This window comes from Pseudomonas sp. GM33 (assembly GCF_000282295.1).
In the GTDB taxonomy this organism is placed as follows: domain Bacteria; phylum Pseudomonadota; class Gammaproteobacteria; order Pseudomonadales; family Pseudomonadaceae; genus Aquipseudomonas; species Aquipseudomonas laurylsulfatiphila.
The window spans coordinates 63,469-76,237 of sequence record NZ_AKJO01000094.1 but is presented as its reverse complement, the minus strand read 5'-3'; the positions used below and the strand labels follow the sequence as shown (position 1 = coordinate 76,237).

Here is a 12,769-nt window from a genome sequence, read left to right as displayed (position 1 = left end):
CGCCGATCTTCCAGGTGGCCGACTACGGCCTGGTGGCGGACTTGTTTGAAGCGATTCCAGAAATGGCCGCCCTGGCCTGATTACCGACCGACAGGAGCGATAAATATGAGCAGTTCCGATTTTTCAGCCTGGATTGGACGTCGTCAGGAAAGCCAGGACCGGATCAGTTTTACATTGGTCAAACGTATAGCTGCGACGTTGGGCGAGCCGGCACCCCGGTCGGGTGAATCGCTGCCGCCTTTGTGGCACTGGGCGTTTTTTCAGGAACCGGTTACCGCCGACGAACTGGGTCCGGACGGTCATCCGGCGCTCGGGGGATTCCTGCCCCCCGCCCACAATCGCAACCGCATGTGGGCGGGCAGTCGACTCGAGTTTTACCAGCCGTTGACGGTGGAGGCTGACGTGACCTGCGTGTCAACCATTCTCAACGTCGAAGAGAAGCACGGGCGCACGGGTTCCTTGTTGTTCGTCACGGTGCGCCATGAGTATTTTCAGGACGGCAAACGTGCCCTGCAGGATGAGCAGGACATCGTCTACCGCGAGCCCACTCCACCCAAACTGAGCGGCACCGAAGCGATCCCGCAAGGCCAATGGCGGGACCTGGTCGTCCCCTCCCCAACCTTGCTGTTCCGTTACTCGGCCGTCACCTTCAATGGCCACCGGATTCACTACGACTGGCCATATGTCACGCAGACCGAGGGTTACCCGGGTTTGGTGGTGCATGGTCCCCTGATCGCCACGCTGAATTTGCGCGCGTTTACCAAAGCGCACCCGAACGCGCGCTTGAAGCGCTTCACCTTCCGAGGCGTCCGTCCCTTGATTTCGCCTCAGCCTTTCGAGGTCGGCGGACGCCTGATCGATAGCGGCAAGGCACAGCTGTGGGCAGGCAATCAGGACGGTACGGCGCAGATCGGCGAAGTCGAGTTCAGCTTGGGAGAAACACCATGAATACCTCCATTGTCCGCTCCGCGCTGTTTGTCCCGGCCACGCGTCCGGAGCGCATACCCAAAGCCATCGCTACCGGTGCGGACCGGGTCATTGTCGATCTGGAAGATGCCGTGCAGGAGAACCTCAAGGACCAGGCGAGGGATAACCTGGAGTGCTTCTTGAGTGACCATCCGCAAGCCCGGATTCTGGTACGAGTCAATGCTCCGGACCACTGGGCCCACGCGGCGGATCTGAAGCTTTGTCGACGACACGCTGGCGTGATCGGCATTTTGCTGCCCAAAGCGGAAAGCGCGGAGCACGTCCTCACGGCTGCCAATACCCAAAAGCCGGTCTGGCCCATCATCGAAAGCGCCAAGGGCCTGGCCGGACTCCAAGCGATTGCCCGGGCCCAGGGCGTTGAGCGCTTGTCATTCGGAAGCCTTGATCTGGGCCTGGATCTGAATTTGACCACTGGCAGCCCTGCCGCCGAAGAGTTTCTGAGTCACGCTCGATACGCAGTATTGCTCGCGACTCGGGTGGCTGGTCTCGCCCCGGCGCTGGATGGTGTATTTCCGTCGATACAAGACACCGTCGGCCTGCACAGCACCGTTCAGTTTGCCCGCGACATGGGGTTTGGTGGCGCGTTATGTATCCATCCGAGCCAAGTGGCGATTATCCATCAAGCGCTGAAACCCGGTCTGGAGGAACTGCTCTGGGCACAACGCATCATGGACGCCGCCCGTTCGGGTGAAGGTGTGTTCGTGCTCGATGGGCAAATGGTCGATGCGCCTGTCATAGGCCGTGCGCAGGCGATCCTGGCGCGCGCGACCTGACTCAACGGCAACACGCTCCATGACCTTGGGATGAGCTGAAGATTTCACCCGGAACGCGCCTACACTGAAAGGCACAGCGATTGAGAGGACATGGAGCTCCACGCATGCGCCCTAGCGCCATTGTGCTACTCCTTATCAGCTATGCCGTGCTGATGGTGGTTTTTTTCAAGCTAAATGCTCGAAACAACCGACGCCGCAGAGAAGGTCTTTACGAAACCTTTGAAACTGCAATGCGACAGCATGGGATCAGGACTTTCGAGATCATCAAGGAAAGTATTCATATCGGTAACAACTTTCGGCCATCAGAGCTGCACCGGATATTGCTGGACGATACAGGGCACTACTTTCTTTACATGCACGCCAGCAATGCGCAGCCAACTTTAACGCCACTGACCGAAGAGCGAGCGTTACAAGCTGCACAGGGGGAGATGGGAATCCAGGCATAGACCATCGCAACCGCCGCCACCAGGGATCATGAAGAAGCGGGGATGGGGGGTTAACACAACTCGTACCAAAACAGGATCATGCTCGTAGCCAAGCCGCTGGTAACGATCCCGATTCCAAACATGACGCCGAGAAGCAGAGTTTTTGCCCACATGGCTCGAATCTCCGGATACCGCATTCAATGAATGCTTCAGTATCAGCACCCGAGCAAAATCCAAGCCATTTGGCATGGGCAAAGCCGGGCCCAGCGATTGCACTGAAACGGTCTATTCGGGTGGTAAAAAATTCCCCATCACAGGGTTCGCTCACCCTATATTTGGGGCTGAACCACCCACATCCGATGACTCCCTTCATGCCCTCACAGCAAGTCCTTGCGACATCAAAACCTGGGATGCTACATAACTTCGCTATCAAGGCTTGAGCTACGAAACAGCTTCTTGGCATCTGCCTTCTGTTAACCCTGGTTTCGCGATGTGAAAAAGGTCGTCACTGCCGCAAGTACCAGCAAGATAGCGCTTGCAAGAAATGTCATGCGATAACCGCTCCCGTCGAACAGCAGCCCGCCGAGGGTAGAGCCCAGCGCAATGGATAGCTGAATGACTGCCACCATCAGGCCGCCACCGGCTTCAGCATCCCTGGGCAACGCCTTGGCCAACCACGACCACCACCCCACAGGTGCGGCTGTCGCGGCCAGGCCCCACAGCCCCAGCAATACAAAAGCTGCCACGACTCCGCCGCCAAGGACAATCAAGGAAAGTGCAATGGCGGCCATCAACAGTGGAATGCAGATCAGGACGCGGTACATGCCGACTTTCAGGAAAGTGCCGATCAGAATGGTTCCGACGACACCCGCCACACCGATGACCAGCAGGATCATCGACAACATGGAGACATCTACACCGGTGACGGTCTCCAGGAACGGGCGCAGATAGGTGAACAATACAAACTGCCCCATGAAGAAAGTGCCCATACTCAACATGCCGAAACTGACCAATGGGCTCTTGAACAATCGAAATACATTGCCCGCGCCCGCTTTGCGCGGCGCCGCCGTCATGGCTGGCAGGCTGATCCACTGCCAGATCAACGCGATGATCGCTACCGGAACAAGGCAGAAAAAAGCCCCCCGCCAACCCATGACGCTGCCCAGATAGCTTCCCAGTGGTGCGGCCACTACGGTTGCCAAAGCATTGCCGCCGTTGAAGATTGCCAGAGCCTTGGGCACGCTATGGGACGGTACCAGGCGCATGGCCATTGCCGCCGACATCGACCAGAATCCGCCGATCACCACGCCAATCAGCGCACGCCCCATCATGTACACCGTATAGTTTGGCGCCAGACCGACCACCAACCCCGACACACACATAATCCCGGTCAGTAGCAGCAAGAGCGTCTTGCGATCCATTGAGCCAGCAAGCCTGGAAATCGAAAGGCTTGTCAGCACCGCGAAGGCGCCGGAGATGGCGATCCCATACCCGACCAGTCCTTCACTGATTTGCAGATCCAATGCAATCGGCGTGAGCAAACTGACAGGCATGAACTCCGAGGCGATGAGTGCGAATACGCACAGTGTCATCGCAAAGATGCCGCTCCAGTAAGCCTGCAGTTCCCCAGCCCCCGGCGTGCCGAGGGCATCACCAGCCGGGGAGTCGAATACTTGAGTCGTCATTAAAAACCTCTCATCAAATAGTGGTTGGCTGAAACACAGGTCTTTTAGCCAACCACCGTCAGATGCCGGGTAAAAAAGGCGGTGAGTCTGGTCCAGGGAATCAAGTTCACGCGGTCGTACAGATCGACGTGCCCCGCGCCGGGAACCCAGGCCAGTTCCTTAGGTTCGGCGGCACGTTGGTAGGCCTCCTCACTGAACTCTCTGGAGTGCGCCCGATCGCCAGCGATGAACAGCAGCGGCCGCGGGGAAATCGTCTCGATATCGTTGAATGGATAGAAATTCACGAACCGGACTTCACTGGTCAAGGCGCGGTTTTGGGTCAGCTCCAACGTTCTGCCATGAGGGATATGGATACCGCGTGGCGTACGGTAGAAGTCCCAGAATTCACGTGTGACCGGGTCTGCATCTTTACCAGGCTGCACTGGCAAATAGTTGAGGAAATGCATTTGCCCGGTAGAGAACTCGCTGTAGCGTTGCTCGGCGGCTTTGACGAGCATGGCCTGGCGTTGCTCGGCAGTCACTGAGTGCCCCAGACCATGACGGGTGACAGCGCCCATGTCGTACATGCTGACAGTGGCCACGGCTTTCAAACGAGAATCCATCTTGGCCGCACTGATGGCAAAGCCACCGCTGCCACAGATACCCAGTACGCCGATACGCTTGCGATCAATGAAATCCCGCGTACCCAGGTAGTCAACTGCAGCGCTGAACGCGTCGGCGTACATTTCGGGGGCGACCTGGTTTCGAGGCAGGCCCTCACTCTCTCCCCAGAAAGGCAAGTCAATCGCGAGCGTGACGAAGCCTTGTTCCGCCAGCTTTTGTGCATAGAGCATGGAGCTTTGCTCTTTGACTGCTCCCATGGGATGACCGACGATAATTGCAGGCGCTTTAGCGTTTGCAGCCAGATTCTTGGGCGTTACAAGATTGCCCACAATTCGAAGATTGTATGAGTTCTTGAAGGTCACCTTTTGCACGGTGACCTTGGCGCTTTTGTAAAAGTTGTCGGCACCTTCCGGCGGGCTGCCTGCACTTTTTGAGTCAGCTGCAAAGGCGGGGCCGACTGCGCCCGAAAGGACGCCAAGAGCCGCAATGCTAACGCCGGTGGCCTTCACGAACTCACGTCGATCAAGCCCTCGAGGGAGTAAGGCTTCTGTAGCTTCAAGAAGGGTTAAAGGTGTCTCGCTCATCATCAGCACTCCGTTCCAGATAGGTGACAGAGCTTGACGGATTCGAGATATCTTGATTAGTAAGGATAATCTTCATGTGGTTTTGAGAAAAATTCAGCAATGGCCAATACCAAAGTCAACGATCTCCAGGCTTTTCTGGCGGTGGCACGCGACCAAAGCTTTACGAAGGCCGCCGCCAAACTGGGCGTTACGCCTTCTGCGCTGAGTCATACGATCCGGGCACTTGAACAAAGACTGGGGATACGGCTGCTGGCCCGCACGACGCGCAATGTGTCGCCTACAGAGGCGGGAGAAAGGTTGATGCGCTCGATCGCCCCGCTTTTTGACCAGATCACCGCCGAGCTTGAAGCGCTGGGCGAACTGCGGGACAAGCCCAGTGGCACGATTCGTATTTCCTGTACTGACGATCAGATTGAGTTGTGCATTCGGCCGATGCTTGCAAGCTTCCTGAAGAGCTACCCGGATATCACACTGGAGTTCTACGTCGACTATGGGTTCACCAACGTGGTCGAGGAGCGATTTGATGCGGGTATTCGCTTGGGCGAATCGATCAGCAAGGACATGATCGCCGTTCGCATAGGGCCGGATTGGCGGTTGGCAGTAGTGGGTTCTCCAGAATACTTCGAACGCAACCCGGCACCCACAACCCCCCATGAGTTGACCGGGCATGACTGCGTGAATATCCGACATAGACCATCAGGTGTGATCTACGCATGGGAATTTGAAAAAAATGGCCAGGCTTTTACAGTCAAGGCAGATGGACAACTTGTGTTCAACAGCATCATGCATGTTCTCAATGCCGCCGTTGATGGCGTTGGCCTGGCCTATGTACCAGAGGAATTGGTAGCACCGTATCTGGCCGACGGCCGACTCAAAGAAGTCTTGGCCGACTGGTGCCCTGAGTTTCAGGGCTACCATTTGTATTACCCCAACAGACGCCAGGCGTCTCCCGCTTTTTCTGCATTTGTGGAGGCGCTGAAATATAGAAGCTGAGCGCCCTCCATTCGACGCGCCGCTATCTGTCGCGAAGGGCTGCAGTCACCTGTGGACTCAACCGGTGGATGAAACAAGCGGGCGATTCAGATTTCAAATACACACGGGGGCAATACTCGGTTTGATCTAGGCTTGAATGAGATCACTCGGGAGAAAAACACCATGTCCCTCTCTCTCAGAAATCCATTGGCCTTTGCTTTGGCGGTGTTCTTTTGCACAGCCGCGCGTGGTGAAGGAACAGCAGACGCCTATCACCCACCGGCAATACTTCCCCTGGAATCCGAGACGGCGCCCAGACTCATTGCCGAGCCGCCGCTTGCCGAGCCCCTTGCCCGCGGAGTCGTCATTATCCAATACCGCACGGAGCACGCGAGGATCATGCCGGTATTTGGTAAAGCGGCGGCTGATGTATCACCCCGCCTCGGACACCTTCACGTGACCGTCGACGACTGGAAAGGTACATGGGCGCACACCAGTGAAGACCCGATTATCCTGGTCGGACTGCCCGCCGGCACTCACCAGGTTCTTCTTGAAGTGGCCGACCCGACTCACAAGATCCTTACCAGTACGACAGTGCGCTTCATCGTTCCGGAAAAGAAACCCGCTGACGCCCCTCATTAGTCGCCACTTCGCTTCAGTTGTCTGCTTGCCCCAATCGAAGAAGTTTGCCTCCGATATTGGCTGCCCCCCAGTCAATAGCGGAGGTTTGCTTAATGGCCTACGCTCAGATTCGGCAGTAAACCAGCTGGAGTCTCGGCGTGTTCAAACGCTGATCAAGACATCCAGGGCAGAGAGGATCTTGGTCGGGAGCGACAAAGGATGAAACCGGAATATTCATGCATCAAATGGATCGCCATCGCTGCCGCTTCGGTGGCGCTTGTATCAGGCTGTGCCAGCAAGAACGACCCCGTGGCCCAGGCCGAGAAAGCCGATGCGGCCAAAGGCATCGCCGCGCCCAGCCTCACGGAAACGAAGGCCATCGCCGAGGAAGCCTTCATCTACGGACTGCCGATCGTAATGAACTATGCGGTCATGTATGAGTACGCCGTGGACAAAAGCGGCCCGCAGTTCAAGGCCCCCTTCAACCAGATCAAGAACGAACCCCGTGTCTTCACTTACCAGGATACGGCCATCGTCACGCCCAACAGCGATACCCCCTACTCCTTCCTCTGGCTGGATCTGCGCGCCGAACCCATGGTGCTCACAGTGCCCGCCGTGGAAAAGAAACGTTATTACTCGGTGCAACTGATCGACGGCAACACCTACAACTACGGCTACATCGGCAGCCGCACCACCGGGAACGGCCCGGGTAACTACATGGTGGTCGGGCCTGACTGGAAGGGTTCCGTGCCACCCGGCATTGGCAAAGTCTTCTATTCGACAACGCCCTTCACGGTGGCCGGCTACCGAACCCAGCTCTTCAATCCCAAGGACATGCCGAATGTCATCAAGGTGCAGTCCGGCTACAAAGCCCAGCCGCTGTCGGCGTTCTTGAAGCAACCGGCGGCGCCTGCATCGCCGGTTATCAATTTCCCTCCAAGCACCACTAAGGGGATCAAGGAGAACTTCTTCGAGTATCTTGATGCCGCGCTCCAGTATGTACCGCCAACACCGGAAGACCGGGAAATTCGGGCTCGAATCGCGAAAATCGGCATTGGACCGGGCAAGAGCTTCAAGCTCCAAGACCTCTCGCTCGAACACAAGGCCGCTGTCCTGCTGGGCATGAAGGAAGGTGACGAGAAGGTGGACAAGTGGTTGTCCGGCGGACTCAAGAACGTCAATGGCTGGGGTATCGGCTCGTACTTTGGCGACCGCCATTTCTACAATGGCGACTGGTTGAAGCGCGCCGCCGCGGCCAAAGGCGGAATTTACGGCAACGATGCCGTGGAAGCCACTTACCCCATCACCCGCACAACCGCGACCGGCGAACCACTTGATGGCAGCAAGCATAACTACACACTCACCTTCCCGGCGGGGCAACTACCTCCAGTGAACGCCTTCTGGTCGGTGACGATGTACGACGGCAAGACACAGCTCCTTATCAAGAACCCGATCGACCGCTATCTATTGAACTCGCCCATGCTGCCCGGCATGAAGAAGAATGCCGACGGATCGCTGACCCTCTACATCCAACAGAAGTCGCCCGGCAAGGCGCTGGAAGGCAACTGGCTGCCCGCACCCGACGGCCCGATTTACCTGGTGATGCGCCTCTATTGGCCCAAGGAGACGCCGCCTTCAGTCCTGCCGGCTGGCGAAGGCACCTGGAAGCCAGCAGGCATCGTGGTATCGAAATAGAACCCGCGCCAACTCGCGCAGACCCCCCGGCATTTGTCGGGGGATTACCTTTCTTGAGGGCGGCACATACCGCGTCACACTCATGTCCAGCAACTCGACCAGTGCTGGCTCCAAGGCTGAAGAAATTGCGAGATCAAGACGGTTCCAATACAAGCCTGTCTTCGCTGACAGGCAACGGGTGTGGTGCATTTATCCTGCCTTCCAATCTGCTCACGAACGCCAGGGCTTCGGCATAGCTGCGAAACGTGACGCACCATGCGTTCATCCAGACATTCCAGTCTTGTGGTGTCCTCGCTTTTTCGATTTTTATCAGCATCCTGGCATCCCTCCTTTTTGCGGTTTAACCCAGTCTCGAACCGGGGAAAAACCGAAATGCGGCGTGTGAACTTTCGTCTGCGTGTCCCGGTTGAAGGCGTGGGGAAACCAGTACACAAGGTGAGGAGCAGCAGACGCTGCAGAGGCGGATTTGACGGCATTCGAAGCTTGCGTCAAAGCGAACTGCAGTACCTGTCTTTGCTTACCTTCCTCGAGGCGCATTTAAAACGGCTGAAGGGGGGATTAGAAAATCAATAATCATCAAAAATTTATCTATAGGAGCCTTGGCGGGACTTGCAGGGACAATCTGCGGGGACGGTGGTCAGCCAGGATGTTGATGCATCCGATCAGAGCGTGGCATTTGATCGTATCGAGCTGGATGCGTGGGCCGACGCCTGCAGCACGGTCAGAGCAAGGACTGGATGAACGATTCGGTCTGGAAGAAAGCGCGGGTGAGAGCGGCGAATCTCTGGCGGGAGGAAAACCTTCGCCCCGCTACTGCGAGCGACCTTGCTCAATTGCGACGCAAGAGTGTATGAGGTGCCATACCAAAAGCCTTGCGAAAGGCATGACTGTAATGGGAAAAATCGGAGAATCCGAAATCCAGTGCAGCTTGAGAAATGCTGCGTACCTGACCGCGCTCTATAGCCTCGCGACTGGCGATCAGACGCTCCTTCCAGATCTCTGCGACTGGCGATTTCTGGTAACGGGCGAACGCGCGCGTGACGGTTCGCGTGGACACATAATGCACTTGAGCGATGCGTTCGATCGACAGGTCCGGATCGGTCAGATGCTGGCGGATGTAGTTCATGATCCGACCATAAAGATCCAGCTCGTCATGGGTCGTCTTCAAATCCTGGAGTTCGAGGCTAATCGCGAGCAGATCAAGCAAGGTGTTGGAAAAGCGGCTGGATAGCCCCTCATCTTGAAAACTCGCAGGAATACTCGCCGCTTGATGCAACATCTCGCGCAACGGAATCACCCCTGGACGGCGATCGTCCAGAACCACGGCGGTGCAACCTGCTACGCCTGGCAACCGTTGGCTGAGCAACTGTCGCGGAATGCGGACCAGGTGGTTCTCGGTACCACCCAGACTGAATCGGAACGTTTGGGATGCGTCATAAAGAAACAAACTATCCGCCGCCAGCGTTGCCTTGCGCCCTGCCTGCTCCAGTTCACCATAGCCTCGCCGGGTGAAACCCAGCCACAGGTCCTCATCCGGACCGCTGCGCAAGTGCCGGGGCGCGCGCTCCCAATAATGCAGTGGCGAGGACAGCGTACAGATGTCCAGCGGCCCCATGCCGTGCACCTCCAGCACCCCGTCGAAATCGCTCTGCGCCAACGGTTTGCTGTCCGCCGCCAGGCAATGACGGCACACCACTTCTTTCCAGTAATCAAAGCGACGTGGAGCCGCAACGGCGAGGGTTGAATACTGATTGCTATGGCTCATGGCATTCACCTCTCGGCGGCGACTGAACAATAAGGGCGACGGTAACGTTGACTCCCTATTTAGCAAATACCAGGCCACTCCCCCTTTCGGGTTGCCAACGTCATGTGCGCCTGAAATACCAGACGCTCGCACGCTCGGGATAGAGGCTGCGTGAGCGAATCCCGCTAACGCTTTACACGGATGACGCCTGCCCGTTATCGATACATGCATTCGCCGCCTGACGGTGTGCACGCACCAATACAGCGCATCGTATTCCTGTTTTCAGAGCCTGTCCTTTCTAGCCAAACGGTTGTCCGTACGAGCCAAGCGTACTGCACCGTCCCCGCCTAACTTCTACCCCACACCGTGCCCCTCCAACCCCAACTGATGAGGTGTCCCATGCATCTGCCAGAGCAGCAGCGACAGTCCGATTCATTCTGGCTTTTACAGATGCGCGACCTGGCACCTGAAGAGTTCGCCACCTACCTGTTAGAGCTGGGGACTCTGGCGCTGCGGCGTCGACGAGGTGCGCCAACCTCCAGGTACCCGCGCCCGTCGAAACGTTGAACAGAAAACCGCATACCAACAATAAAACCAAGGAGCCCACCATGGAATCTGCGATCGATAAGCACCTCAAATGCCCACGGACGTTGTCTCGTCGCGTCCCCGATGAATACCAACCGCCCTTCCCCATGTGGGTCGCACGCGCCGATGAGCGAGTGGAACAGGTCGTGATGGGGTATTGGGGTGTGCAATACCGCGGGGAGGACCAGCGAGAAGCGGCTCTGCACGCGATGCGCCACATTGCCGCCAGCCTGGGTTTGCCCGATGGCCCTCTGAGCCATGACCTGACCCACCACACCGACAACAGCGGTTACGACAACCTGATGATCGTCGGTTACTGGAAAGACCCCGCCGCGTATTGCCGTTGGCTGCGCTCGCCTGAGGTAATTGAATGGTGGTCCTCGCAGGATCGCCTGAGCGACGGTCTCGGTTACTTTCGGGAAATTGTCGCGCCGAGGGCCGAGCAGTTCGAGACACTGTATGGCTTTCGCGATGAGTTGCCCGGCGTTGGCGCCGTGATGGACACCATCAGTGACGATATCGAAGAACACGGTTACTGGGGATCGATGCGTGATCGCTTCCCGATTTCCCAGACCGACTGGATGGCTCCTTCCGGTGAACTGACGGTCATCGCCGGCGACCCGGCCACAGGTGGGCGCGTGGTCGTGCAAGGCCACGACAATGTCGCGCTGATCCGCTCCGGCCAGGACTGGGCGGATGCCGGCGAAGAAGAACGATCGCTCTATCTCAACGAAATTCTGCCGACGCTGCAGGCGGGTATGGACTTCCTGCGGGACAATGGCAAGGACCTGGGTTGCTACAGCAATCGCTTCGTGAACTACATCGACCTGGACGGCAACTTCCTGAACCTGAGCTACAACATCGGTCACTGGCGCTCCCTGGAAAAACTCGAGCGCTGGGCCGAATCCCATCCGACCCATCTGCGGATTTTCGTGACCTTCTTTCGCGTGGCCACCAGCCTGTCGAAGTTACGGCTCTATCACGAAGTCTCGGTATCCGACGCCAAGGATCAAGTGTTCGAGTACATCAACTGCCACCCGCAGACCGGCATGTTGCGTGACGCGGTGATCCCTAAACCCTGACGTTTGACGCTACCCGGCGTCCATGGGCGGTCTTGATCCGGATCCGCCCTGACACAGACCTCTCAAACATCTTTTGGCCCTCCATCTCAAGCGGATGGGGTTGGGGGGCCTTTTTGTCAGGAAATCGATCATGAAGTTGAGTCACTCTTTACTCGTGCTGTGCATGCTGCCCTTTGTCAAAAGCCAGGCCATCGAGGTAGCTCCCGGTGATTTCGAACCATTGCCGGCTGGCGCCAACGCCTTGTTGCTCTACTACCAGCACGCCGACCGCTCGGATCTGTACCAGAACGGCCACAAGGTCTCCGACGACGCCAGGCTCAGTTCGGACATCGGCATCCTGCGATATGTGCACGCCATCGGCTTGTCAGAAAACCTCTCATGGGAACCGCAGATTCTGTTGCCTTTCGGCCAGATGAACGCCTCGGGAGATATCGGTGCCTTGGGCGATACCCGCGGCATCGGCGACCCGATCATCACCGCGCCGCTGAAGTGGACGCTGCCCACCGCGAACAAGGACATCTTCGCTTTGGCACCCTACCTGTCCTTTCCGGTGGGGAGCTACGATAAAAACGATGCCCTGAACCTCGGCGAGAACCGCTGGCGCGCCACGCTACAGGCGGCGTACATCCACCATTTCTCCCCGAAATGGGCGCTGGACACGGTGGCTGAAGCCTCATGGGTGTCGGCCAACAATGACTTCGGCCCGACCGGGGCGAAGCTGGAAGAAAACACCCGTTACGAGTACCAGACCGCCGTGCGCTACAACTGGACGCAGAGCACCACCTTCGCCGTTGGCGGCGGCTACATCACCGGCTCGGCGACCACCGTCAACGGGGTCGATCAGCACGACGGGGTCTCCACCTCCTATGGGCGTTTCACCGTCACGCACTTCATCGAGCCCACGCTGCAGATTCAGGCCCAGATCGGCACCGACATTGGGGTCGAACAAGGCTTCAAGGAAGGTGCACGCCTGAACCTGCGCATCTTGAAAGTTTTCTGAGCGCGCCTCGCTC

11 protein-coding genes are annotated in these 12,769 nt (G+C 57.6%); 8 read left to right on the top strand and 3 right to left on the bottom strand.

Annotated features, from left to right (window positions below; translation table 11 throughout):
* The first annotated feature begins 105 nt into the window (after nt 1–105).
* From PMI26_RS11590 to PMI26_RS11600, 3 genes are all read left to right on the top strand, one after another.
* Nucleotides 106–948 (top strand): FAS1-like dehydratase domain-containing protein, encoded by an 843-nt coding sequence (locus PMI26_RS11590; protein ID WP_007975735.1) that lies wholly within the window; start codon nt 106–108, stop codon nt 946–948.
* Entirely contained in the window at nt 945–1,760 is an 816-nt protein-coding gene (locus PMI26_RS11595) for an HpcH/HpaI aldolase/citrate lyase family protein (protein WP_007975734.1), read from the top strand. Before PMI26_RS11590 ends, PMI26_RS11595 begins: the two co-directional genes overlap by 4 nt.
* Before the next feature lie 104 nt (nt 1,761–1,864).
* Nucleotides 1,865–2,206, top strand: a complete 342-nt coding sequence (locus tag PMI26_RS11600; RefSeq protein WP_007975733.1) for a hypothetical protein — start codon at nt 1,865–1,867, stop codon at nt 2,204–2,206.
* A 452-nt stretch (nt 2,207–2,658) separates the two neighbouring features.
* Here PMI26_RS11600 and PMI26_RS11605 read toward each other — a convergent pair whose 3' ends face one another.
* Together PMI26_RS11605 and PMI26_RS11610 are read right to left on the bottom strand one after the other, a co-directional pair.
* Nucleotides 2,659–3,870: an MFS transporter gene (locus PMI26_RS11605; RefSeq protein ID WP_007975731.1), complete on the bottom strand. Its 1,212-nt coding sequence runs from the start codon at nt 3,868–3,870 to the stop codon at nt 2,659–2,661.
* A 44-nt stretch (nt 3,871–3,914) separates the two neighbouring features.
* Nucleotides 3,915–5,060, bottom strand: coding sequence for an alpha/beta hydrolase (locus PMI26_RS11610; protein ID WP_007975730.1), 1,146 nt, complete (start codon nt 5,058–5,060; stop codon nt 3,915–3,917).
* Nucleotides 5,061–5,156: 96 nt separating this feature from the next.
* On the opposite strand from PMI26_RS11610, the gene PMI26_RS11615 reads away from it, so the two are divergent.
* The 3 genes from PMI26_RS11615 (at nt 5,157) to PMI26_RS11625 (ending at nt 8,345) form a co-directional block, all read left to right on the top strand.
* Nucleotides 5,157–6,050: a LysR family transcriptional regulator gene (locus PMI26_RS11615; RefSeq protein ID WP_007975728.1), complete on the top strand. Its 894-nt coding sequence runs from the start codon at nt 5,157–5,159 to the stop codon at nt 6,048–6,050.
* Nucleotides 6,051–6,212: 162 nt separating this feature from the next.
* Nucleotides 6,213–6,671 carry a DUF6130 family protein gene (locus PMI26_RS11620; protein WP_007975727.1) on the top strand — a complete coding sequence of 153 codons (459 nt, stop codon included), beginning with the start codon at nt 6,213–6,215 and terminating at the stop codon, nt 6,669–6,671.
* A 198-nt stretch (nt 6,672–6,869) separates the two neighbouring features.
* Nucleotides 6,870–8,345 carry a DUF1254 domain-containing protein gene (locus tag PMI26_RS11625; protein ID WP_007975726.1) on the top strand — a complete coding sequence of 492 codons (1,476 nt, stop codon included), beginning with the start codon at nt 6,870–6,872 and terminating at the stop codon, nt 8,343–8,345.
* A gap of 829 nt (nt 8,346–9,174) precedes the next feature.
* Here PMI26_RS11625 and PMI26_RS11630 read toward each other — a convergent pair.
* On the bottom strand, nt 9,175–10,110 hold the full coding sequence (locus PMI26_RS11630) for a helix-turn-helix domain-containing protein (RefSeq protein WP_007975724.1): 936 nt from the start codon (nt 10,108–10,110) through the stop codon (nt 9,175–9,177).
* 587 nt (nt 10,111–10,697) lie between these two features.
* Here PMI26_RS11630 and oxdA point away from each other — a divergent pair.
* Both oxdA and PMI26_RS11640 read left to right on the top strand, forming a co-directional pair.
* Complete coding sequence (oxdA, locus tag PMI26_RS11635; protein WP_007975722.1) at nt 10,698–11,756, top strand: aliphatic aldoxime dehydratase; 1,059 nt, start codon at nt 10,698–10,700, stop codon at nt 11,754–11,756.
* 130 nt (nt 11,757–11,886) lie between these two features.
* Nucleotides 11,887–12,756: a transporter gene (locus tag PMI26_RS11640; protein WP_007975721.1), complete on the top strand. Its 870-nt coding sequence runs from the start codon at nt 11,887–11,889 to the stop codon at nt 12,754–12,756.
* Nucleotides 12,757–12,769 lie beyond the last annotated feature (13 nt).